The sequence below is a fragment of the Halostella limicola genome (assembly GCF_003675875.1).
Lineage (GTDB): Archaea > Halobacteriota > Halobacteria > Halobacteriales > Natronoarchaeaceae > Halostella > Halostella limicola.
Genome location: NZ_RCDI01000001.1, coordinates 574813 through 597677, shown reverse-complemented (window position 1 = coordinate 597677; position 22865 = coordinate 574813). Strand labels below are relative to the sequence as shown.

20 protein-coding genes are annotated in these 22865 nt (G+C 53.0%); 9 read left to right on the top strand and 11 right to left on the bottom strand.

Annotated elements, in window-relative coordinates; genetic code table 11:
* Nucleotides 1–2: 2 nt before the first annotated feature.
* The gene (locus D8670_RS04020) at nucleotides 3–1550 is read right to left on the bottom strand and encodes an alkaline phosphatase family protein (RefSeq protein ID WP_121816802.1); all 1548 of its coding nucleotides are present in this window, start codon (nucleotides 1548–1550) and stop codon (nucleotides 3–5) included.
* A 346-nt stretch (nucleotides 1551–1896) separates the two neighbouring features.
* Between D8670_RS04020 and D8670_RS04015 the strand changes: the two genes are divergently transcribed.
* Complete coding sequence (locus tag D8670_RS04015; protein WP_121816801.1) at nucleotides 1897–2154, top strand: hypothetical protein; 258 nt, start codon at nucleotides 1897–1899, stop codon at nucleotides 2152–2154.
* 8 nt (nucleotides 2155–2162) lie between these two features.
* Here the strand turns inward: D8670_RS04015 and D8670_RS04010 are convergent, their stop codons facing one another.
* Together D8670_RS04010 and D8670_RS04005 are read right to left on the bottom strand one after the other, a co-directional pair.
* Nucleotides 2163–2966, bottom strand: a complete 804-nt coding sequence (locus tag D8670_RS04010) for a CPBP family intramembrane glutamic endopeptidase (RefSeq protein WP_121816800.1) — start codon at nucleotides 2964–2966, stop codon at nucleotides 2163–2165.
* Nucleotides 2967–3117: 151 nt separating this feature from the next.
* Nucleotides 3118–3456, bottom strand: coding sequence for a hypothetical protein (locus D8670_RS04005; protein WP_121816799.1), 339 nt, complete (start codon nucleotides 3454–3456; stop codon nucleotides 3118–3120).
* A 395-nt stretch (nucleotides 3457–3851) separates the two neighbouring features.
* Between D8670_RS04005 and D8670_RS20690 the strand changes: the two genes are divergently transcribed.
* The 4 genes from D8670_RS20690 (at nucleotide 3852) to D8670_RS03985 (ending at nucleotide 8315) form a co-directional block, all read left to right on the top strand.
* Nucleotides 3852–4838 (top strand): polysaccharide deacetylase family protein, encoded by a 987-nt coding sequence (locus D8670_RS20690; protein ID WP_162994166.1) that lies wholly within the window; start codon nucleotides 3852–3854, stop codon nucleotides 4836–4838.
* Nucleotides 4826–5347, top strand: a complete 522-nt coding sequence (locus tag D8670_RS03995) for a DUF1616 domain-containing protein (protein WP_121816797.1) — start codon at nucleotides 4826–4828, stop codon at nucleotides 5345–5347. Before D8670_RS20690 ends, D8670_RS03995 begins: the two co-directional genes overlap by 13 nt.
* Nucleotides 5344–6648 (top strand): sulfatase, encoded by a 1305-nt coding sequence (locus D8670_RS03990; RefSeq protein ID WP_121816796.1) that lies wholly within the window; start codon nucleotides 5344–5346, stop codon nucleotides 6646–6648. The genes D8670_RS03995 and D8670_RS03990 overlap by 4 nt, the downstream gene beginning before the upstream one ends.
* 101 nt (nucleotides 6649–6749) lie before the next feature.
* Nucleotides 6750–8315, top strand: a complete 1566-nt coding sequence (locus tag D8670_RS03985) for a flippase (RefSeq protein WP_121816795.1) — start codon at nucleotides 6750–6752, stop codon at nucleotides 8313–8315.
* On the opposite strand, the gene D8670_RS03980 is transcribed toward D8670_RS03985, so the two are convergent.
* Nucleotides 8310–9434, bottom strand: coding sequence for a glycosyltransferase family 4 protein (locus D8670_RS03980; protein ID WP_121816794.1), 1125 nt, complete (start codon nucleotides 9432–9434; stop codon nucleotides 8310–8312). The genes D8670_RS03985 and D8670_RS03980 overlap by 6 nt on opposite strands.
* A 57-nt stretch (nucleotides 9435–9491) precedes the next feature.
* Nucleotides 9492–10547 (bottom strand): polysaccharide pyruvyl transferase family protein, encoded by a 1056-nt coding sequence (locus D8670_RS03975; RefSeq protein ID WP_121816793.1) that lies wholly within the window; start codon nucleotides 10545–10547, stop codon nucleotides 9492–9494.
* 204 nt (nucleotides 10548–10751) lie between these two features.
* Here D8670_RS03975 and D8670_RS03970 point away from each other — a divergent pair, with 204 nt between their 5' ends.
* The 3 genes from D8670_RS03970 (at nucleotide 10752) to D8670_RS03955 (ending at nucleotide 15811) form a co-directional block, all read left to right on the top strand.
* Complete coding sequence (locus D8670_RS03970) at nucleotides 10752–12254, top strand: sulfatase-like hydrolase/transferase (protein WP_121816792.1); 1503 nt, start codon at nucleotides 10752–10754, stop codon at nucleotides 12252–12254.
* 287 nt (nucleotides 12255–12541) lie between these two features.
* Nucleotides 12542–14611, top strand: a complete 2070-nt coding sequence (locus tag D8670_RS03965; RefSeq protein WP_162994165.1) for a DUF2206 domain-containing protein — start codon at nucleotides 12542–12544, stop codon at nucleotides 14609–14611.
* Between the two features lie 519 nt (nucleotides 14612–15130).
* Nucleotides 15131–15811, top strand: coding sequence for a class I SAM-dependent methyltransferase (locus D8670_RS03955; protein WP_162994164.1), 681 nt, complete (start codon nucleotides 15131–15133; stop codon nucleotides 15809–15811).
* 84 nt (nucleotides 15812–15895) lie between these two features.
* Here the strand turns inward: D8670_RS03955 and D8670_RS03950 are convergent, their stop codons facing one another.
* From D8670_RS03950 to D8670_RS03935, 6 genes are all read right to left on the bottom strand, one after another.
* Nucleotides 15896–17509 carry a hypothetical protein gene (locus D8670_RS03950; protein WP_121816788.1) on the bottom strand — a complete coding sequence of 538 codons (1614 nt, stop codon included), beginning with the start codon at nucleotides 17507–17509 and terminating at the stop codon, nucleotides 15896–15898.
* Between the two features lie 350 nt (nucleotides 17510–17859).
* Complete coding sequence (locus tag D8670_RS20685; RefSeq protein WP_162994163.1) at nucleotides 17860–18462, bottom strand: hypothetical protein; 603 nt, start codon at nucleotides 18460–18462, stop codon at nucleotides 17860–17862.
* Nucleotides 18463–18597: 135 nt separating this feature from the next.
* The gene (locus D8670_RS20680; protein WP_162994162.1) at nucleotides 18598–18747 is read right to left on the bottom strand and encodes a hypothetical protein; all 150 of its coding nucleotides are present in this window, start codon (nucleotides 18745–18747) and stop codon (nucleotides 18598–18600) included.
* A complete protein-coding gene (locus D8670_RS03945) occupies nucleotides 18741–19682 on the bottom strand; it encodes a hypothetical protein (protein ID WP_121816787.1) in 942 nt (313 codons plus the stop codon). Before D8670_RS03945 ends, D8670_RS20680 begins: the two co-directional genes overlap by 7 nt.
* Before the next feature lie 192 nt (nucleotides 19683–19874).
* The gene (locus D8670_RS03940) at nucleotides 19875–20621 is read right to left on the bottom strand and encodes a hypothetical protein (RefSeq protein ID WP_121816786.1); all 747 of its coding nucleotides are present in this window, start codon (nucleotides 20619–20621) and stop codon (nucleotides 19875–19877) included.
* Nucleotides 20618–20878 (bottom strand): DUF8112 family protein, encoded by a 261-nt coding sequence (locus D8670_RS03935; RefSeq protein WP_162994161.1) that lies wholly within the window; start codon nucleotides 20876–20878, stop codon nucleotides 20618–20620. The genes D8670_RS03940 and D8670_RS03935 overlap by 4 nt, the downstream gene beginning before the upstream one ends.
* 491 nt (nucleotides 20879–21369) lie before the next feature.
* On the opposite strand from D8670_RS03935, the gene D8670_RS03925 reads away from it, so the two are divergent.
* Nucleotides 21370–22614, top strand: a complete 1245-nt coding sequence (locus D8670_RS03925; RefSeq protein ID WP_205254034.1) for a glycosyltransferase — start codon at nucleotides 21370–21372, stop codon at nucleotides 22612–22614.
* Nucleotides 22615–22865 lie beyond the last annotated feature (251 nt).

Genomic DNA, 22865 nt, shown 5'->3' with positions numbered 1-22865 from the left:
AGTTACTCCAAGTAGCCGAGATTGCGGAGTTGGTCACGCGCGACCGCTTCTCTGTCCTCGCTACTCTCGCGTGTTTGTGGGACCGGAACTTCGCTGTCGGGTAGCGTTATCGGCTCAGAGTCCGCTGTCAGTAGTTCCGTTTGGACCTCCCCGTCGAAGGTGGATAGGATTGGTTCCCCCAGTGCGTGCAAGAGCGTCGGAACGACGTCGACGATGGACATCCCGTCGACGTCACTTTCCTCAAACAAGGGCCCCTCAGCGGCGATGAGCCCGCGGTATCGATGGTCGTAGTGAGCGTGTCCAGGTTTCGGAATAACTGGGTCTCCCGTCGGAGAGAACGCGCGTAACGGCAGGTACCCTGATGCGGGTCGCGCGATGAGATCGGGCAGCCGGTGGTCAGGATCGGGGTCGGCGTACACCTCCTCGGGCGTGTGGACTGACGTGAACACCTGATTTCCGTCTTCGTCAGTTAGTGACGTGAGTTGGTCGCGCAACTCACGGCGAAGCGCGTCGACATCGTCGACGGTCGGATGATCGAATCGGTCGTCGTTAATATAGAGACAGCCGTATCGGAGCTGCCATGCACGCGAGGCCGCGAAGTCCACGTCCGGATTGAAATCCACGACGTCCTCGAGTGGGTCACCTCCCGTGGTGTTCGCCACGCGAATATATGCAGTCCGCAGTACATCGAACAGCGCGTCGTACCGCTTTGCGACTTGCTTCGCGGCGCCCGTAACGAGCTGTTGGACTGGCGACTGACCGTCGGCTTTCGCGAGATAGTCCTCCCGTTCGAGCCAGGTTTGTAGATGGACGGCCTTCGGTTTACGCTCGAAACCGTGATCGCTGAGCAGGAGAATATTCTCTGCGTTCGTGCGATCGGCGAGGTCGGCTGCGTACTCGTCGCACAGTCCGATGATCGACTGATACCACCGTGTGCGTGACTCCTCGTTCGGAGCGAACTGTAGGAAGTGGCCGACCCAGTCTGGCGTCGAAAAGAGGACGAATCCCATGCGCGGGTCCTCGCGGTCGAACGCCTCTACAGCGAACGCGTGACGTGCACGAGTGACGGATCGCAGATGCTCGATATATGACTCCGGATTAGACTTCAGACTTTCGTCATCGTGGACGACGTAATCGTCGAAGGCCCTTAGTGATTGGAGTCTGACAGGAACGGCGTCCGACGGGTCAGCAGAGAGGATCGAAGAAACGAGTTTTGTCTCACCGGCTGGTTCTCGTTCGACTGATGCTGGGAGATTGACGAACACCGCATCGTCGAGCAGATCGTAAACCGCAGGATCCGTCGTGTTGCAGGATACGGAACTGATCGAGTAATCAGAAGACTGCTGCAGCATCGTCGAGATGCCGTGACTACCCGGATCTAAGCCAGTAGCGAAGGAGGTCCATGCGGGGAGTGTCGTCGGCGTGTCCACGCTCCGAAGGTCGCCCGAAACGCCCGCCGACCGTACGTGATCGAAAAATGGCGTCTCGACGTCGAATTCGGAGAGCATATTGTCCGAAAGTCCGTCGAGGCCGACAACGAGTAATTCCATGTACTGGCAACCTGGAGGGGAGTATTTTGTGCTGTGTTTTATACCTATCTTCAAATATAACGCGATAAATGATCGTGGCTGGTTGGCCGCCTCTCGGCGTCCCTTCCGATCATCTCTCTACTCGACAGAGTCGCTAAAAGGATTGAGCGACTAACGGCGATACAAATAAGTTTGCTTTTATTCGCTCTAACAATCAGAATAGCACCATTAAAACCGAGGATATAAATAACAGATCCCAAGCCCTATGTGTATTCCAACACTCATCATTTTCCCTGTCATAGAAGATCTCGAAAAGCGGTTAGCACCACGACACAAACGGTTTAGGGAAAGACAGGGATCAATACGTATGGGATTGACGGCCGCCGGCACGGAAATCGTCACAGGAACGGGGACAGGAGGCCTGTCCGCCGTGGCAACAGAGGGAATTGCTGTCGGCGGTATGTTCGTCACAATAGCTCTCGTCTATCTGCTAACGTACCTTGATCTGATAGATGCGATAGATGGTGAATACGATCGGCTTCGACGGGTGCTATCGACTATCATCGTACTCTTCGGACTGGTGTTCGTCGGCATTATCTTCCTCGAGCTCAACGCGATCTCGTAAATTTGCGTTCAGAACGCGAACGGGCCGAACAAGAATACGTTCAACGCGCCGTGAACCAACGCGACGACCAGCAGATTCTCCGACCGATAATAGAGATAACCGAACAACATACCGGCAGCGACGCCGAACCCGACCTCAGCGAGGATACCGTGAGAGCCGTGCATCACGCCAAAGATGAGCCCCGAAAGTGCGATAGCCGGGACTGGCCCGACACGCTCGGTGAGCGTCTCTTGTAAGACGCCTCGGAAGAGGAACTCCTCCCCGAACCCGACGAACCCGACCATCACAACGACGAGTATGAAAAAGTCAAAACTAGCCCAAGAGGTAACGAGTGCGTCTGGCCGAAGAATGAAGAACTCGATAGATGCGAGGACACCGCCGAAGACGATGGCCAGCGGCGCCTCTGTGAGGAGTTCGTAGACTTCCTGACCTCCTGGGAGTTCCACCTCCGGTTGCTCGCTTGCAACTACATAGGTCGCTCCGAGAAGCCCGCCGTAAATCAGGGTCAACCACGCGAGTGTACTCTCGACGAGGATCGGCATCCCGAAGTTCAGCAGGCGAAAAAGTGGAACGAGCAGGAAGGCATGAAACACGGTGGCCTCGCGAGTCGTCACGAGCGGGGCAAGCGAGCATCCAACTAGTACGAGCAGGTGGACGAGGAGTGCCGACTGGATGTAGCGGAAGTAGAGGAGTGTTTCAGCGGTCAGGACCGCGGCAGTCGGTAGAGCAACAGTGAGGGCGAGTCGCGATCGACTGGAGACGGTCGCCGGAAAACGGGTTCGAGTGTGTTGAATGGAATCGGTAATGTCCATGGTTAGAGCTTAGGGCAGTCATCACATCTCAGTTTGCTCCGCTTTCTCGATAATAGGATTGCGGCTCCTCCGTTATATCATTCACCGATTAATATGCACTCACAGCAGTGGCCTAGCAGGTCACCGACACATTGATTCAAGGTAGGCATCGTCACTCGTATCTATTCCCAGATTGGCCCCAACGCTCAGTGGCCGCGACGACGAGAAGTAAGACGCCGAGAGTGACGGCTGCTGTCCGACGTGATCCACGTCCCTGGACAGCACCATCAAGCGCCGCGTGAAACCAGAAGAGATTGCCAAAAACGGTGTGTTTGAGTCCCCAGAGCAACCCCCAATGTCCCGGGACCACGTAATGGAGGTCTGGCAGCAGCGCCCAGAGTCCGCCGGAGACGCTGAGCGTCATACGATACTGTGTCTTGGGGGCTACCACGTGGACCAGGAGAAGCGTCAGCGTGATCCCTAGCGCGAAGTGCGTTACTGCGAGCGCCATTCGGTCGATGGGTTGCTACGATTCGGTAAAGCCATTGTGGCGTGAGATTCTCTCGTGAATAACCACGTAGGCTACTAGATGTTCCGCGATTGATCAGTTGACTGTGGTCAATAACTAAAGGTCCGCGACCGACAGCCACGACTATGCTCTAATGGGGTATCTATACATGAAGTATCTCACCAATTCGTCTGGGAGATGCTCTCTGTTACTGACTTGGGTGCCGTAGCAATCTTCAATTTAAGGCTTGACCCGTATTTTCTTTCATAGACCATAGACTCTTGTGAAGTGTATAACCGGTGTCGTTAAGACAGAACGTGGCGTGCCATGACGAAAAAGGAGTGGGGACCAAATGAGATGCGGGACACAGCCGACCGGCGTAGACCATACTTCATATAATGGACGCAACAGTGACAATTAGCCTCGAGATCGAACTTGCGTGGGGCCTCGCCCATATTCAGGATGCAGATCCGCAGGACCGACACAGCAAGGGGCGCCGTCGAGAGACCGAGACGCTGGAACGACTGCTCGGTCTCTGTGACGACCTCGGTCTGCCGGTGAGTTTCGATGTAGTGGGACACCTCCTGCTTGATTCCTGTGCTGGAACCCACGACGGTCCCTATCCGCCGGGATGGTTTGACGCCGATCCGGGAACTGACTCGAGTACCGACCCACTCTACTACGCGCCGGATCTCGTTGAGCGAGTCCGTAAAGCCGAGATCGACCACGAGGTGTGTACGCACACGTTTTCGCACGCACGCTGCGACGAGGTGAGCGAGGCGGTGATCGATCAGGAACTTGAGCACGTGATCGATCTGCACGACGAGCGTGACCTACCGTCTGTTCAGTCGTTCGTCCCTCCGGTCCACGCACCGCCGCCCCGGGACGTGCTTGTCGACCACGGAATCCGAACGGTGCGCAGTCCGGTCGAATACCGGCCGCCGATCGCGGCTCCGAGTCATCCCGAGAATGCCCTAGCTCGCATGATGCAGCGCATTGGGCGTCTACATCCTGTCGAGATGGTCTCCCGTACCCCATCCGTCTATTCGCCAGCAGAGGTGGACGGGGTCGTCGAGACGTATACGTCGTGGCACGCATCACTGTCTGCACCGTACCTCCAGAACGGGACCGCATCACCGCATCTTCTCTACCGCACGCTTCCACGGTCAGTGCGGCAACGTCATCACCGCCGGTACCTCCTTGAGGGGTTGCAAAGCGTGGCTTCGAATGATGGATGTATTCACTACTGGAGCCACCTGTTCAACCTCTCGAACGATGTGCAGTGGCCACCAATACGGTCGTTCCTCGAGGCGCTGGCCAGCTATCGCGATCGTGATGCGGTTCAAATAAAAACGATGGCCGAACTGGGGGAATGCATCGCATGAGCGATGGAACACTCAACCGGGTACTGACCGCTATCGTCCTCGTCGTGTTCGTAGCCTCGCTACTGGCCACCGGGTACATTGCGGTGAACCCTCCGCAGTCGACCGACCCGTACACGGAGTTCTATCTCCTCGGATCGGAAGGGAACGCCAGTGACTATCCGACGCAGCTCGAACCCGGCGAATCAGGAACGGTAACGGTCGGCGTCACTAACTACGAAGGAGAGACAACAGATTACCAGATCCGGATCGTCGATACGAACGCGTCGGGCGACGGCGTACTTGCGACGAGATCACCGACCATCACCGCGGGGGAGACGTGGGAGACGAACGTGACGTTCAGCATCGACGAACCAGGTCGTCACCGGGTCCGGTTCCTGCTGTACAAAAGCGAAATATCGGACGAACCGGACCTCACGACGCGGCTCTGGGTCAACGTGACGTCCGAAGAATCGACCACAGTGAGGGTGGAAGACCAAGATAAGAATTCGACGAATATGGTGCGACCGTGAGCCGAAACGTCGTACTCGTCACCGTGGATAGCCTCCGGGCGGACCACTGCGGTTTCCTCGCAGATGAGGGACCGGGCGGTGAACACGACTTGACTCCGATGCTCGACTCCCTCGCCGAGGAGTCGCTGGTGTTCGAGCGGGCGTTTGCGCCAGGACCGCGCACCCCCTCCTCAATGCCGGCGATATTCACGGGGGAGTTCTACCGACCCACTGATCAAGGTGTCTACTCGAATTGGGAGGAGAAGTCGACCAGATGGCAAGCCCGTAGGCGGCGCATCGCGAGCCATCTCGGCAGATTCAGAAGCGTTGCCGAGCGGATGCAAGATCGGGGCTACGAGACTGCGGGCGTGACGGCCAACCCCTGGACGACCGAAGACACCAACTTCGACGAGGGGTTCGACGAGTTCCACGCCGTCGAAGGGGCCGATGCATCGGAGAGACCGTGGTACTCCTCACTGACTGATAAGATCGGCGATACTATGGGCATTGACTGGGGAGACGTCCTGCTCACGTGGACCGATTTCTACGATACGGTTCAAGCTGCCCGCGATTCGCTCGCTGAACCATACTTTTTGTGGGTATTCCTGATGGATCCCCACCAACCATACATTGCCCCTCGTCGGTATCGGAAGGAAACTACCGTGCTAGGGATGCTCTACGGAAACGGCCGCTACAATTACGCCCACGGGTATACCGAGGAGCTACCGTCGCATCTCGACCGTCAACTCCGTCGGGCCTATCGTGACACCGTCCGATCGGTCGACGGTTTCATTGAGCAGTATCGAGAGGACTTCGCCGCGGACGATCCCGTAACGGTATTTCACGCCGACCACGGAGAAGCATTTCAGGAACATGGGACGTTCGGTCATCGGCCGCAACTCTACCGCGAAAATGTTCACGTCCCCCTGCTTGTGCATGGGTCCAATTCAGTGGATCAAGTCAAGGAACCAGTTTCGCTCCGATGCGTGCCCGACCTCTTGACCGCCATCGCCACCGGTGAACTCATTAAACCAGAGGCATTCACGCGCAAGTTTGTCCTCTCAAAGACAGAAGAAAGCGAGCGCGTCGGTGTCCGAGGGTCGTCGTGGGCGTACCAAACAGACACGGAGGAGTGGGAATACATCTACGCTGGCGGCCAAGAGGAACTTTATAAAGTGACAAAAGATCCCGACGAGCAGGCCAACGTAGCCATCGAGTATCCAAAAGTGAGAAATTCTTTTCTAAATATTGTCCGTCACCGCCAATCTGAGCAGGTCCGATTAAGCAAGATTATAGCTGATTCATCTCGGGAGAAATTATAATGTTTTATTCTCTCCCCTCACGGAAAACTATTTATCCAGAAGGTACAGAAATGACTAGAGAAGTCAGGATATCCACAGTTCGTTGAATATTTCTTAGAAGAATGGGAAACAACTCTGATAACCCCAAAAGCGAGAGTTCTCAATTAGCGACGATAGCAAGTGGAGCAGGTTTCGTCTTCGGCGGCCGGCTTGCGAAACTAGGACTTGGATTTAGTCTGCAGGTAATCATGGCGCGTCTACTCGGAGCAGATGCATATGGCGGTGTTGTACTCGCGACAATGACAATGGCTGTAGGGGTGCTGATCGCCAGACTCGGTATGAAGTCCGGTGTAATGCGGAAACTTCCATACCACGAAGATGATCCGGCGACGGCTAGGGGTATAGTGAAAGCGAGTGTCCAGATTGCAATAGTGTCAAGTTTCGTCATGGGGTCAATCTTGATGGTCACCGCACCAATAATCTCTACTCGGTTGTTCAATAACCCGAGTATTACCCCACTGATTCGGATTGCAGCTGTCGGTATTCCATTTTCAGTATTTATGACAATCGGTGTGTCAACTGCGCGAGCGCTGCGCGACGCAAAAACCCATGTCCTCGTCAACCAACTACTGAGTACCGGGCTCAAGGTCGTATTAATAGGCGTCTTGCTACTTGCGGGGTGGGGTGCAGCCGGTGCAGTGATGGGGAATGTGCTGGCAATGGCTGTGAGCGCCCTCGCGGCTCTTTATCTCAGCTACCGGGCTTTGCCGTTCTCGGTCCGAGGACCGACGATACCAATGCGGTTCGAACTTTTGACCTTTAGTTTTCCCCTCCTCCTTGCGTCGAGTGCAGATTACCTTCTTGCACAGACAGACACGTTTCTCGTCGGTATGTTCATGGCTGCTGGTGATGTCGGCGCTTACAACGTAGCTTACCGGTTACATAGCCTCGGGATGATATTCTTTTACCCTGTGACATTCCTCCTTCCGCCAGTCCTGACGCGATTGATGAAGCACGATCAGGTGCAGTCAGCTGATCGAACCTACAAAGTTGTAACGAAGTGGATGACACTCCTGACACTTCCATTATTCCTCCTCGTCTTTCTTTTTCCTGAAGTGGTAATCAAATCAGCGTTCGGTAATGAATACGCAACTGGGGCTACGGCGCTTCAGATCCTCATCATTCCAGTAATGGTAACGACGATCCTTGGTGCAAACGGTTCTGCTCTTGTCGCATTCGGCCACAACCACGTAAACTTATACGGTAATGGTACTGTTGCACTACTGAATATTGGATTGAATGTGCTGTTCATTCCTAAATTTGGGCTCATTGGTGCTGCGACAGCGACCGCGATCTCGTTCGTTACTCGTGACCTATTTTACACCGCCCTACTGTATTACTGGTATGATATCCAGCCATTCTCGCGAGCACTCCTACAACCGCTAATAGGTGTGGCGCTGTTAGTGGCAATTGGGTATGCTGTTTTTGTCCGGTTTTTCACGTCATCATTCCTTACAGTGGCTTGTATCGGGCTGGTATTCCTCACTGTGTATGGGCCGTTAGTTATCAGACTTGGGGCGATCAAACCAATTGATATTGAAGTAATTAACCGATTTGAAGACTCAACAGGAGTTCAGTTAGCCAGTGCTCGAAGGGTTGTGAAGTATTTTAATACACGAAGATCATAGTAAAATATCCCGAAGAAGGCTTTCAAACGCCTTTCGGAAGGCCGCCTTGCGTGACTCGGGATCAAAACATGCCCCTCGTTCGCGGGCACGCTGGGATAACTCATGCCGACGATTAACATCAGAGTCGAAATAATCAATGATACCCTCGGCGAGAGCGGATGCGTTGGAGTCAACAACGAGATCACCGTCAATAGCGCGAATTTCGGAGCGAGTTCCAGTGGTAAGAGTGACAATTGCTGGGACTCCAGCTCTTAAAGCTTCAAGTGTACTTACAGGGAAGGCATCACCACGTGAAGGTTGGATAAACAGAGATGCATCGTTAAAAATATTTGTAATATCATCAACATATCCCTCAACGGTTACACCTGGTGTTTCTTCATATTCTATTGGATGATCTCCTGGGCCGACAATTTTTAATTCTGCTTTAGAATTACTTTCACGTACCTTTGTCCATCCTTTTACAAGTTGTTCTATCCCTTTATAATTCATTGACCGCCCTATCGTAACGGCCTTGGTGGAAGAAATTTCAGGGCTAACTTTAGCCAATCTACTATATTTTTTATATTCTATATACGGGTGTGCGATACGAATGGGTGTTTTGGATCCAACAAAGAGACGAGTATAATCTGCTATGAAATCTGAGACTGCTATTACCCCATCTATAGTATCCTCTATTAATTGTTTGGCAGCAAAATTACCATATCTTTCTATGAGATCATTAAATATGGAATTCCTCATTGTTCTTTCACTAGCATTTGTTAATCCAAACATCCCACGATCAGCCCCTAAATATATAAAAATTGAATCATCAATTAGGTTCCGGGCAGCAGCGGCAATGAGCGGTGATGAACCTTCGATCATATAGATATCACTTTCTGGCCAATACCTGCCAGCCATAGCATCACCAAATGGAGTATTTTTCATGGGACCGTTGTATGTTGATCGGAAATCAACAATGTTTGCATCAATTGAATTTGCAAATCCTAAGTGTACGTCATGGGAAAACGATGATAGAAAGGTAACATCTAGTGTCGACGCAATTGGGGAAGAACTATTAGTAGCAAAACTCTCTTCACTGCTGCAGAGATCATCATTCCTCTGGAATGGTTCTTTCTTCATGAAGGTAGACTTCTATATGCAGTATAAATAATCTTACTTTATAACCATGATCTTCGTTCATTTCGAAACTTCTACTGCCTCCTTTAATGCCTCAGATTGGGCTCTTTTTTCTACGCGTAATTTCTCTTGGTCAATTTCGTTGTAACCGCTAGATATATTTTCACCAAGTACTTTGTCAAATAATCCAGCTCTAGGAGTTTCATACGAAAAGTAGGCGCAGTTTCCATATACAAGTGATGGGACACAGGCGTGAACACGATCAGAAACTGTCTTTTCCGCATTTGAGTATATGGTCAGATAATCTTTTATACTATCAGATATGAATAGGTTCTCATCTTCAAAATATCCCTCAGATAACCACGATTTGGCAACTGACTTGATAGAATGTCGAATATCTGAAGACAAATCTATAGGACGATCGTCTGGTCTAATAATTCTTTTCGCAAATCCTTGAAAAGGCGTACCAAAGGGAGCATGGTGAGGCCTCACGATAAGGCCATTATATTCTATCGGAGGTTCCTCTACTTTATCGAAAGTGGAAGCCATAAATGTCTTCTCAATATTTGGGGGTTGATACCACTCATCAATATAAAATGCACAGTCAATACCGTCATAAGCATAAATGACATCGTCATTATAGCATTCATAAGCTTTTTTGTCACGAGTTAATAAGGCGGTGATCTTGAATCTCTTAAACCGCTTTCGGACAAATTCCTGCATTTCTTTCGTGTAAATACCACCGCCTCCTCCAACAATTATTATAGGTATATCACGATTAGTCAGAGATTGCAAAACCTTATCATATTTTCGCAGAGCGTGACTGGTTAATACACAGCCAGGGAGAATTGCTAGATCGGCCTTGAAAAGCTCGGATAGATTAAGGGCCTTATTCTGTTCCTGATAGTCTTTCTCTCTACAATCAATATCTAAAACCTCCCTCGCTATATTGGATACCGTCCCCGTAGCTTTTTCATCCGCAGCAAAATTTCCATATGCACTAATTTCGATTACTTCGGAGTCTGGTAGAGTACTCTGAATCAGTGCCCTTGCTCCTTTATCTATAAACCCATTCCCTATGTTTGTTATCCATGTTTTCAATAATAGTATTCTCATCTCTTATTCCTCCTTTTTCTTGATGATCTGATGCAATTTCGCTTCTAAAGGGCAGACTGAACGCATAAACCAAGGATTCGGATTCAATGATAATTAAACTCTCCCTCAATACATTTGGTCATTGAAATAATTGTAGGAAATGAAATATGAGTAGAAATTTTACTCACTAACATTCTTCCCCCTTGGAATCAAAAGCTATTGTCAATGTTAAAACCAAATATACTATTCATCGTCTGGGATGCGGCTCGTCTGGACGTAGCTTGTTCAGCCGCTCCGAATCTTCGAAAACTCGCTAAAGAGAATCTTTGGTTCGAAAATGCGATAGCCCCTGCGGGGACTTCGTTACCATCTCATGTTTCAATGGTAACTGGGGTGCTCCCCCATTGCCATGGGACATTTAAACAGACTCACAAGATCTCTTCGATGCCGCTACTAACCGATCTGGGCGATGCCGGGTACACTCGGTATGGCGTCTCCGCTAACGGTTTCGCCTCAGCAAAGTATGGATTCGACCACGGATTCGACGCGTTTTATAACACGCAAGGTGTGACCGTCTATCCTGATGGTCTAGACGTCCACGGATATGCTGGGACAGTGCGTGAGGAGGGGAATGATGAATTACAAGCAAATGATATCGGATATTTAAGACTTCTCCGAACCGTTGTGAAACATGAGCGACCAGTAAAGAGTGCAATCAACGTTGCCGCGGCCGGCCTCTCACAGTTGGTCGGACAATATTCCATTTTTTCGCGGATTCCCCACCGCCGGTTTAGCCGGTACAATGAGTTCATGTACGACCCGAAGAAAAACACGAAGTGGTTGACACGACTCTTTGAGAAGACGGAAGACGAAAATGAGCCTTTCTTTTTGTTCACAAACTACATGGACCCCCACCATCCGTATGCGCCGCCTGAACGGTTTCAACAAGAATTCAGTGGACGCACATTTAGATATAAGGAACTTGATCAAATAGCAGAGGATACACATCCTTTTGAGTTCATAGACCGTTATGGGCCAAGAATATCACCACCTGAAGAAACCTTAGATACGGTTCGAACACTCTATACAGGCGAGGTCCGAACTGCTGACGAACATCTGGGCAGACTATTGAAATCTTTAGAACGACACAATCTGCGCGATGAAACCGTTATTGTTGTAACTGCCGATCATGGAGAAAATCTCGGCGAAGTTAACGAAATGGGTGAGCGACGGATGGGACACGTCTGTTCGGCGAGTGATGCCCACCTTCGTGTCCCGCTGGTTATTGCCCATCCCGAACTCGAAGGACGCCGCGTGGAAACGCCCGTTTCGACGAAGGATTTGAAGAGACTATTCACGGATGCTATCAACCAGCTGCTAGAGACAGATGGACGTAATATTGGACCGCTGAAACCATCAGACGGGATCGTCGCGAGTGAAGTTCCCGCGACCGGGACCGACATCCTTGAACAACGATATCCTGATCTCCAAGAACTCCTCCGTCGACATCTATCTGTCGTATACACCCAAGAGTGGAAAGTTGTTCTCGGATCAAACGAAAGTGAGTGGGCGTGGAGAGAAGGGGAAGAGCAACCTATCGAGGAGGCACCAGATCGACTCGTCAACAGATGTTATGAACACCTCGATAGGCTTGAACAAATCGATCGCACCGAACAGGAACTGTCCAAGGCCGACGTCTCGCATCTAGAGGCGTTGGGATATATTTGAACGGAACGATGAGTGAACCTATATTAAATTTGAAACAGACGAATGGCAACGGGTGGCGGTCAATACGAATACGATTAGACGGACTACTAGCTGTCGGTGCGGCCTTACTCGTTGTGACGATTCTCTTTGAGCGAGTCGGCGTTGAGTTGCCGATTATTCGACCCGTACTCGTCTTGGCTGTCTTCTTGTTCGGTCCAGGAGCACTCACGCTATCATTGCTTGGCGTTCGACCACGGCCTCAAACAGCGTGGTTAGTGTATGCTCTCGGAGTCGGTGCCGTCCTTCTGATGGCCGTTGGTCTCCTCGCTGGCGTGCTTCCGTTCATCGGACGTGAACGGCCGCTGGCCATCGGTCCACTGTTAGTGGGGATGCTCACGCTTCTTGGTGTACTTACGATAGGTGTTCGCTATCATGAGGCACCGAAGTCAATTGATCTGACAATTCCGGCTTCTCTGGATACGCTCCCCATTCAGCCGATGATTCTTTTGCTCGTACCGCTCTGGAGCATCCTTAGCGTCAAGTTGCTCAACGTCACTGGAAGGAACGTGCCCCTGATACTCGTCCTCGGCGGTCTCGCAGTCCTTGCTATCGCAATTTCGCTCTCGTATTTCGACGATCGGTATCTCACACTTGCGGTCTGGTCTATGGCACTGGCGCTCCTCTATCATAAGAGTCTCTGGGAGGGATTCGTCTACGGCGGGCACGCGTCAGTCGTCACATTCTACGAGACTGAGGCGTACGCTCTGAGTGCTGAAAACCTCCTTCCGAACGCAGTACTAATGCCGGCTCTTGCACGGTTGGCAGGAATCGAAATTCTGACTCAAATGAAGGTGATTATGCCGTTCCTCGTCGCGTTCATTCCGGCAGGTATCTACACTGCGTCTCGTCGCTACACGTCAACACGGACGGCTTTCCTTGGCGCGGTGTTGTTCATTTTTGCCCATCCATTCTACTATCAATATCCTTCGACGCCGCGAGCGTCAATGCCCGTCTTCTTCTTCGTACTAATCGGACTTGCGATGAGCGAGTCAGAGTTCTCCGTGTTCCAGCGCCGCGGACTGGCATTTCCGTTTGCGTACGGTCTAATCGTCTCACATTACGGGACCTCTTACTACGTAATGTTTGCCATCGTTGGCGCATTCGTACTCCTCATCAGCAATGATGTCATCAGTGTCGGAATTCACCGACTCCACCAAGTAGAAAGGAGAATCACAGATGGAGGACAACCCGCCGATGGAGCTGAAGAGTCTAATCACGCGGATAGTACGTTTGAGAGATGGGGCGGTATTTTGACACCACAGTTCGTCATGGCTTACGTGGTAGCCGTCCTCGGATGGTACCTCTATACGGGAGACGGAACGAAGTTTGAATTACTGAAACAGCGTCTTGTTAAGATCTATAGCGACCTAATCGGAGAAACATCTGGACATGGGTCGACGATGACACGGATGACTGTGGACTACGGTGCGGAGTCGATCGTTCTCTCAAAGTACCTCTACGTGCTAATAGGCTTCCTCACGGGGGCCGGACTAACAGTGGTTTATGCCCGTCACGTCTTCGACTTTGAAGACACTGAATTTGATAAGGGATATCTGGCACTTGGAACTCTCGTCTTCGTCCTTTTCGGTGGGACGGTCATCTTCTCGGGCCAGTGGGGCGGCGGCCGTCCGATGATGGTAGTTCTCGCTTTTGACGCAGTATTCGTCGTTGTGGCTGTCGTCACGATGGGGAAACTCCTCCGGAGCAGTATTTTGCGAGTTACTGAGCAGGTGGGTTGGCATCCATCGGTAGTGAGCGATTTGGAAGCAGTGAGTCGGCGGCAATGCACAGCACTCGCCGTCCTCCTAGCTGTTTTCCTTCTTGTCAATAGCGGCGTGATGGCTGCAGTGGTCCTCGGAGGATACGCACCAAGTACCGTTCCCCTTGCCGGTGATACGACGAAGGAGGACTACCCATCCCATCGAGTTGGCACGTTCGTGGAGACCGATATACAGGCTCATGCATGGACGGCTGACCACATGGATCGGCAGCTACAGATGTATAGCGATAGGGTTGTCTACCAGCAAGCGACGGACTGGTATAATGGAGAGACAGCTGCCCGGTCGACCCGAGGACCATATCGATTCAAGCCGAAGTATGATCTCGAGAATGTCGCCGATTCGTCGTCGGACCCGGGATACATCCTCCTCGGTGGTCACAACGTAGTCTCCGGTATCGTCTGGGAAACACACCTTGAGCAGCGTCCGTTAGCTGACTACGAACTGGAGACCGAGCAGCGGAATAAAGTCTACACCAGCGGACAAGCGACGTTGTACCACTCAAACGAAAGCCACGAAAACGATACAGAGACAATCTAAAACCGCGTAATAAACTCCAAGAGAGCGGCCACGGCAACGAAGACAGAACACAACTTGAGAATATCGGTTCCCGTCTGCCAGGACATGCCGAAGGGCATCGGTGTGGTTATGAGTGGGGGTAGTAACACCAGCACCATGACGATAGTGGCGACCCAAAGACCGGTAGTGACAGAAGTAGCGAATCCCTTCCACACCCTATTTAATACCATTGTTGATGGCCCTCGGAATTAATACGATACCATTGTATAATAGTCTAACCCCTATTCATTCCACCAATAGACAGCGAAAAAATTCAGATGCCGTTAAATGAAACAGGCGTGTGAGAACCTTGTCCTGTCTGGACTTATTCTCTTCCCAATCTCAAAATACCATGATAGGCGATCGTCGAACCACAACAAAACATGCATTGATAATGCTTCACACAGATATTGGAAGATAATGATATCCGTGGATTGGCATCGTCGTGCGTTCCGGACGTTCCGACAGCTACCAGAACCGCTTCAACGAGTGATCCGTACCGTGTACGAGGATTACATGGAGGGTAGCGGAATCGCCCCGAACTACAGACAGGGGTTTGTCCGTAAGTTCTTTGATAGTGAGACGGAGTTTGAAGCATATGTCGAGGAATTCAAAGAATCGAACGTGATGGGTCGTATCGAGACCTCTCGCGTTAAACACCGTCGGCGAACGGGACACGGACGATTCGCGGCGATCAACCAGTTCACCCATCCTCGGTTGTACGCATTCGTCCGAAAATTCAAACCGAATACGATAGTTGAAACGGGAGTCTGTAACGGCGTCTCGACATACATCCTCCTTCAGGCCCTGGAAGAGAACGGGCACGGCAACCTCTATTCCGTCGATTATCCGGATCCTGATCGTATCCCGGAGGGAGAGGAACCCGGCTGGATCATTCCTGACGATCTCCGATACCGATGGTCACTCACGAAAGGAAAGTCCCAAGAGAAGCTTCCAAGTGTTGTTTCCGACTTGGACGACGTCGATCTCTTTCTCCACGATACGATGGCGAGCATATTTGACGAAGAACTCAACATCGTGTGGTCGAACCTCGCTCCCAACGCCACAGTCATAGCTGATGATGTTCACAAAAGCGATACATTTGAGAGAATTGTTAACGGACGAAATGTCACTCATGGTTACGTTGCGCCAAATGTCGGCTACCTAATCAAACAGGGATGAAAATACTCCATTGGGCTACTTGGAGATGGGATTTCTGAGAGTCTCCCTGAAGCAGAATAAAGACTTGTATAGGATACGGCGTGGTCAGTAGACGGGATTATTGAGTTCGAGTTCGTCGAATTCTACATCCACGGCCGTCCCACAGCCACGGAAGTCGGGGTTGTTAACGACAACCTGCTTCGAATTGAATCCCTTGAGACCGTAATCGACGTCCGAGAAGATTATCTCTGAAAGTGTCCCGTACTGATTGGCGCGCCCAGAGTTGAATAGAACTCCTGCGTCCGAATTTGAGATCGTGAGTCCATTTACATTCGGAATGTGGGTCTCACAAGAGATACCGGCCTCAGTGTTGGAGAAATGGCAGTTACTAATCCGAGCTGGAACCATCCCGTTGAGCCGATACCCGTACCGAACGTTCGAGATAGAGGTATTAGAGATGTTAGCATGGTTGTACTGACACCAGACACCATCTGCATTCCCATTTTTCCCCTCGATAGTGTATCCGTCCATGTCCGCGTGGCCGTGTTCGTGCTTCCAGATAGCTGTGGAATCTTCCGTATTGGTGAGTGGAGCATTCCCCGCGTAGTAGTCACTTTCGCTCCCGATGAAACGGGGCTCCGTTTCCTCGATCCTCGCTTGTGACCAGCCGCCCGAGACGAACTTGACCCCATGCGTGAACGTTTCCATAGTCGGGGCCGGGCCGACAGCTTCGAGGTCAAAGATCCCGGTGGTGTAAACGGTCGGGTCCGGGGGGTAGGCCGTGTGCAGTGTAACGGCGTTGCAGTGGAAGTCCGTTGCACCTCCTTCATACCGTCCACCGAGGTCGCGAACGCCACGGCACCCGTTGAGGAAGAGGCCGTATCCGTCGAAGTTTCTTGTTTCGACGTTTTCGAGCCGGAGGTTGTCCGACCGCGAGAAGAGCGTCGCGTCGTATGCGCCGAAGTAGCCTGACTTGTAATACTTCTTTTCCGATGCGTCGATGATGATGTTCCGCAGCCCGACATTGTGGCCCCAGTACGTTAGTTCCTCGTCGGTCGGGTCACGGTTCGCGAGTTCCATCGGCGGCGTCCGATAGTTCGCAACGACGGGATAGTGATCGTGGGGATGATCGCCGTTGTGTCGGAACGTCGCCTCGCTCCCGAGATTCTCGGTCGACAGGACAGTGGCTTGGGCCTCAGGATGATTCCGGTGATTGAAATGGCGGTTTGTCTCAACGCCTTCCAGCGTCACACCGGCTTTCAGCCAGATCGTCGTCTCCGGCTTATACACTTTTGCACCCAGTTTGACGATACCGCCGCGAGATCCGTCACCGTTTGGCTCAGCGAGCTCGTCGATAGCCGGTTGGATCTCGTCTGCCGTCTCCGCGTATCGAATACCGTCGACGTCGGAGGTGGTGATCTGATCTGCCTGTAGGCTTTGGGTCGTCGCCTCAACCGACATGGATTCGCGGACCTCTCCTTGAGCTGCTGCCGAACCACTCTGTAACCCCAGACCGAGAACGCTTCCACCGAGCATCCCTAACACGCCGCGACGAGCCATCGACGTCGAAGAATCGTTCTCCAGATCCTCGATATCAATGTCTTGTTTTTCGAACCACGTTTGGATCCGGTCGTCGACGACAGCTTCCAGTTCTTCGAATCCGTCTTGGTCCTCATCTTCAAACGTTTCTGGCTTTTCCGATTTCTGCTTCTTTGTCATCTATCCGACTATCATAGGATACATACATATAATCTTTCTGGTATCGCGCTAAATCGTCTTGTTAGTCCCTAGAAACGTATTTTAGGCCCTGTGCTGGTGTTATATAATCTAGCCAATTTTGGTTTACATACTCGAAGATGTTATAATATGCACATATACTATATAGGTACTTTTGTATACCTGATAACTAACTGAATATACTACAAAGCTTATTGGCTATTCATCTGAGCTAAGGGATCCCAATTATATAGGAAGTAAATATCGTCGTCATCTGGCTGAACCCTTCAGTAACCAAATATGGTCATGGAAGTGGCTGAGATCGTGAGCCTATGGTAAGAATTGAGCCGATCTTAACCTCCACCCTCGTTCACGCAGTCGCCTCCAGTTTGTTTATCATTCGGGAAGACACAAACCTCGATGGTGATATTGCTTATCCCATATCGTTTCCCGTTGTTGTCGTTAATTGGCGCACATACCTCTAGTTTGCTATATTTCTGATTTACTTGATCCACATCTCCGCAGTTAAATTCTGCAAACTCTGGTCCTCCCTTAACGACGGCACCGTTGAGATACAGGCCGTCGTCGGCACATTTGCAGGCGCCATTGTCATCAATGATTTCCAACTCGACACACGTCACCTCATTTCCCTTGAACTCAGTTGGCTTAGCTAATACCTCTACAATTTTGTCATTCTGACACTCGGGGTCATCGGCGATGCGAAGATCACCATCTAACGTCAGCTCAAACGTGGAAGTTTCCCCCTCTTCCAGACTTTCAATTTCATCCGAATCTAACTTCCCGAGCGTCACACCTTCACACGGGCAGTTGGCAGCTGCGGTACCCGGACCGGCTGCTAACCCAACGGCTCCCGCTGCCCCCACACCTGTCGCTCTCAGTATTGTTCTTCGTGATAGCGTGCCCTCCCCCTCTTGGTTCTTGTTACTTTCTACCATGCCTTACAGTTTAAGAACTCAACAAAAGAGCGTTTCCAAATAAACAATAGAAAATATATAAAGTTTATTAAATTATGTAGCAGTCGCCTCCCATACGGAGTACAATCCGGAATTATCTTGGAGGGATGTTTTCACCTACCGGAAATACTCCTGGTGGGTGTTATGAATCGACGATTCGACGATCGCCGCCAGTTCCGCTTCCACGTCCTCCTCAAGATCCTCGTGCAAGACCTCCAGTAATGCGTAATGACCGTCACTGATCTCAAGGGTCACTTCCTTTACCATGGGACTGTCGCCTCCTGAATGATGCCGTCGCTATCTTTCCCCTTGATGACGAACTGACCGTTTGACTCGTCCATCAGCAGCGTCACCTCCTGGTTCACGTAGTCCTCGTCGGCGAGTTGCTCAACGCCCTGCCAGACTAACTGCCGTGGCCCCGGGTTCGACGCGGTCGAGGTACCAATACGCGCCACCTGTGCGGTCCCGACTTCGACTGCGGTGCCAATAGCGACCGCCCCATCCGCGTCGGGTTTGATCATCGTTTCTTCGTCTCCCTCAGTGCCGATCTCCCGCTGGTCGCCGATCGCGATCGAGTAATCACCGGACGCGGAGGCCTCATTGCCGATGTTGACGACGTTCGTTCCTGGCGTCCCGTACTCACCGGCGCCAGGCCCGACTGCGGTGCCACGTACGTTCGCCGCCGCACGGGAGCCGACGGCAACCCGAATTCCGGGCCACTTCTCGTCTTGCCCGGGAGCATTCTCGTTGACGTGGGAGCCGATCGCAACAGAGTTCCGGTTCGCTCCGACTGCATTGAGGCCGAGCGTCACTGACTCCTCCTTGTTCGAAACACCGGAACCAACGGTCACGGCTGCGCGCTCTCCAGCGTTGTCGTACCCGACGACGACTTCCTCGTTGCCGTTTGATTCGTTCCCCTGGCCGATGATCGTTGACCCGACGTTCCCGGACGCGTCGATCCCCTCGCCGATGACGACGCCGTCAGGCGGCCCAGTACTGTTCGGGCCGACGACCGTTGCCGAATCGACTCCCGACGCTCCGTCGCCAAGTATGACCGGGTCACTGTTCTCTTGGAGTGTTACCTGAGATCCCGCTGACGTGCCGGACTCCGTTTGGCGTCCACTCGCATCACTACACCCGGCGAGCCCCGCTGCTGCGCCAGCGATCGTGAGGAACTGTCGACGATTCGGCGGAGATACCATATCTCCACCACCGTGCCAATAGTGAAATACGCTGGCCGCTACACATGGAATCGTGGTTCTGAACGGCCAGGCAAAGCGGTCTCAAACGAACCTCGTAGTGGATTGAACGGATATCTTTATGTAGAACAGCTCTGGGTGACAGGAGAACCCTGTCTCAATGAGTAGGCGTTATCAGGAATGTTGTGAACTGGTTCACGAAAGGTGCATGGGCAGGTGACCCCCGCCAGCGGCCGCGCTCACACAGTGAGTTCGAGCGAGTGGATGTACTACCCACCAGTACGCGACCCCACTACGTGGCAACCAGCAGAGACAACGACGACCGCTGGACGTCGCCACTCCATCAGACAGCGACGATTCCCACGCTCTCTCCTCGTCGTTCCTCCTACCTCCCGTGGTGAACTGGTTCATACCCTTCGTCGCCGCGTGAACGTGTTCACAGTCGACGAGCAGTACCTTCCGTTTCACGTTGGACCCAGTCGGGTTTTCCGTGGCCTCCCAGACGCGGACGCCGTCGACGTCGGCCGAAATCTCTGCCAGCAGGTCGTAAGCGTAGCGCCGGGAGACGCCGGTGTACCTCATGATCTCGGAGGGAGAGACGACGAGCTTGGCAGAGCCGTTGCGCTTGTTCTGCGCGAACGCCAGAATCGCGCCGTACTTCTCGGCCTTGGTCGACGCGGCGGTCCCCGCCTCGCAGAGTGTTTCGAGCTTCGTCTCCACCGCCTGCAAGCACTTCTCGCGGTCGGCACAGCGTCGGCGGAACGTTCGCCCCGCCTCAGACAAGTCGTCAAGACTGTCGACCTCGGTCGCGACGAGGGTACGAACCGTACCTTTCAGTAGCGGAATGTCGCGGTTCGTCGCCGTCGACAGTTGCTCCTCCAGATCGTGGACGGCTGCCTCGACGGCGTCGAGGCGGCGTTCGAGGTCTGCGTCATCAGTCACGGTGGCGTCCCCTCCGCCACCGGACTCGTAGCAACCGGGTCAACCTTGAGCAGGGAGAACCGGTGGGTCTGCCGGCGCACCTCGGACACGGTGCCGAGCGCGGCGGCCGCCAGCGTCTCGCTCGTCCCGAGGGTGGGCGCCGCGATGCCGTCCGGTCCACAATCCCCACAGTAACAGCGCGCAACGTCCTGCTCAGTATCGGCGCGACCCCGTGGGATGTCCCACGGATAGATGCTCCCATGGGACGCTCTCGTCATGCTTGATCCACTATTCGTATTCTCGGTCTGGATCGTCATACGCGAAACACGTAAGTGCCGACTAGCCACCGGCGCGAACGACGCCGGACTCAATGCTGGGCAGCTCAACTGTGATCAAGCGCTCGGCGCGGACCTGAAACTGGAGGTCGAGGCTATCGTCGACACCACGGCTTCTCGCTTTTCGATAGTCCGCCAGAACGAGGGAGCTGAACGCGGATACCTCCGTAGCGGCCGCTATGCCGCCATAAATAGGTTTCCAATTATACCACCTCACAGAGTAATAACCGACAGCGATCGCGCTGGCCACGTCGCAAGGAAACGCTACTGCAAATTGGTGTGTGAAGAAATAACAAAGGTGAGCGACGGAGACGGCTGGGCTGTCGGCACGTCCGACCAGGCCAGAGATCGAGCGTCCGTGAACGACCCCGGACCGCCGACGGAGACTGCCAATGGCAGAGGAACAAAGTCCCGTCTCAGGGAGTGGCCGATCATTGCACCAACCGGTTACGACAGGAACCACCGAACAGCCACGTGCGGAGTACGCAAAACTCGTCGAACGCGAGCAATGGGAACAACTTCAGACGCTCGCCACCGAACTCGGAGAATTGCGCGTTCTCCACGTCAACTCGACGGCGTCCGGCGGCGGCGTCGCAGAGATGCTCCATTCGCTGGTCCCACTGTCGAACAGCCTCGATGTCGACACGGACTGGGTCGTCATGGACGCCGACGACAGGTTTTTCGAGGTGACGAAAGCGCTCCACAATGGTCTGCAGGGCCAAGAGGTCACGCTCACCGATGAGATGCGGGCGACATATCGGGCGGTAACCGACCGAAACGCGGGGATGGTCACAGGCGAGTACGATATCGTCGTCCTCCACGACCCGCAGACTCTCGGGATGATACCTCGGCTCACGGATCGCTTCCCGAACACACGATTCATCTGGCGGTGTCACATCGATCTCACGGCGGCATCCCAGTCGCCGCTCTCGTTTATCGTCGACTACGCGCGCGAGGTCGATCAAACAGTGTTCAGTCACTCTAATTACAGGCCGGGTATCGACGTCCCGTCGACGATCATCTATCCGTCGATCGATCCCCTCTCCGAGAAGAACCGACCCCAGGACCAAGCGGAACGAGCGGCAACACGCAACCGATTGGACTCGATACCGTTCGATACCGGCGCACCGGTAGTGACGCAGGTGTCGCGGTTCGATCCGTGGAAAGACCCACTCGGTGTCGTCCAGGCGTTTCAGGAAGCGCAAGCGATGGTTCCAGACGCACACTTAGTACTCGCAGGCGGCATGGCCGACGATGACCCGGAAGGCCCCGAGGTGTACGACCGCGTTGCGGACGCGACAGCGGACGATCCCCGGATCCATCTGCTGACGAACGAACCGGACACGACCATCAACTTCCTCCAGCGGGAATCAGACGTCGTCGTGCAGAAGTCGCTCCGTGAAGGGTTCGGTCTCGTCGTCGCCGAAGCACTCTGGAAGCAGACGCCGGTCATTGGGTCGAACGTCGGCGGTATCCCCGTACAGATCGACGACGGCGCGAACGGCTATCTCGTCGACCCAGACGATACGTCGGCGGTGAGCGATCGCCTCGAACGGTTACTTGCCGACGAGGAGCATCGCAACCGACTGGGCCAGCGCGGGCGGGAAACCGTTCGCGAACGGTTTCTCCTGACACGGCATCTCGTCGACTACTTCGAGCTCTACGACGGTATTCTGTGAAGATTTGCCCGCTATCTCGCCTCGCGACGCTACGATTGCCTACTGCGCCACGATCTCCATTCCAAGGCGCTTTTGGCAGGTCAAGGGAGAGGAGGAGGTCAATAAACCAAGCCCATCGCCCCCTGGTCGCTGTCGCCACCGTTCGAGCACAGTAGGGAATAGAAATCCATTACTCTCTCTGCCGAATCACCTGCTGAGGATGAAAAATTGCTGGCCTAACAACGAAAACAAACTGAGCGAGGAGAGATCGG

Coding starts and splice junctions, on each gene's coding strand:
- D8670_RS04020 (WP_121816802.1), bottom strand. CDS start 1,550: ATGGAATTACTCGTTGTCGGCCTCGACGGACTTTCGGACAATATGCTC.
- D8670_RS04015 (WP_121816801.1), top strand. CDS start 1,897: ATGGGATTGACGGCCGCCGGCACGGAAATCGTCACAGGAACGGGGACA.
- D8670_RS04010 (WP_121816800.1), bottom strand. CDS start 2,966: ATGGACATTACCGATTCCATTCAACACACTCGAACCCGTTTTCCGGCG.
- D8670_RS04005 (WP_121816799.1), bottom strand. CDS start 3,456: ATGGCGCTCGCAGTAACGCACTTCGCGCTAGGGATCACGCTGACGCTT.
- D8670_RS20690 (WP_162994166.1), top strand. CDS start 3,852: ATGGACGCAACAGTGACAATTAGCCTCGAGATCGAACTTGCGTGGGGC.
- D8670_RS03995 (WP_121816797.1), top strand. CDS start 4,826: ATGCATCGCATGAGCGATGGAACACTCAACCGGGTACTGACCGCTATC.
- D8670_RS03985 (WP_121816795.1), top strand. CDS start 6,750: ATGGGAAACAACTCTGATAACCCCAAAAGCGAGAGTTCTCAATTAGCG.
- D8670_RS03980 (WP_121816794.1), bottom strand. CDS start 9,434: ATGAAGAAAGAACCATTCCAGAGGAATGATGATCTCTGCAGCAGTGAA.
- D8670_RS03975 (WP_121816793.1), bottom strand. CDS start 10,547: ATGAGAATACTATTATTGAAAACATGGATAACAAACATAGGGAATGGG.
- D8670_RS03970 (WP_121816792.1), top strand. CDS start 10,752: ATGTTAAAACCAAATATACTATTCATCGTCTGGGATGCGGCTCGTCTG.
- D8670_RS03965 (WP_162994165.1), top strand. CDS start 12,542: ATGGCCGTTGGTCTCCTCGCTGGCGTGCTTCCGTTCATCGGACGTGAA.
- D8670_RS03950 (WP_121816788.1), bottom strand. CDS start 17,509: ATGACAAAGAAGCAGAAATCGGAAAAGCCAGAAACGTTTGAAGATGAG.
- D8670_RS20685 (WP_162994163.1), bottom strand. CDS start 18,462: ATGGTAGAAAGTAACAAGAACCAAGAGGGGGAGGGCACGCTATCACGA.
- D8670_RS20680 (WP_162994162.1), bottom strand. CDS start 18,747: ATGGTAAAGGAAGTGACCCTTGAGATCAGTGACGGTCATTACGCATTA.
- D8670_RS03945 (WP_121816787.1), bottom strand. CDS start 19,682: ATGGTATCTCCGCCGAATCGTCGACAGTTCCTCACGATCGCTGGCGCA.
- D8670_RS03935 (WP_162994161.1), bottom strand. CDS start 20,878: ATGACGAGAGCGTCCCATGGGAGCATCTATCCGTGGGACATCCCACGG.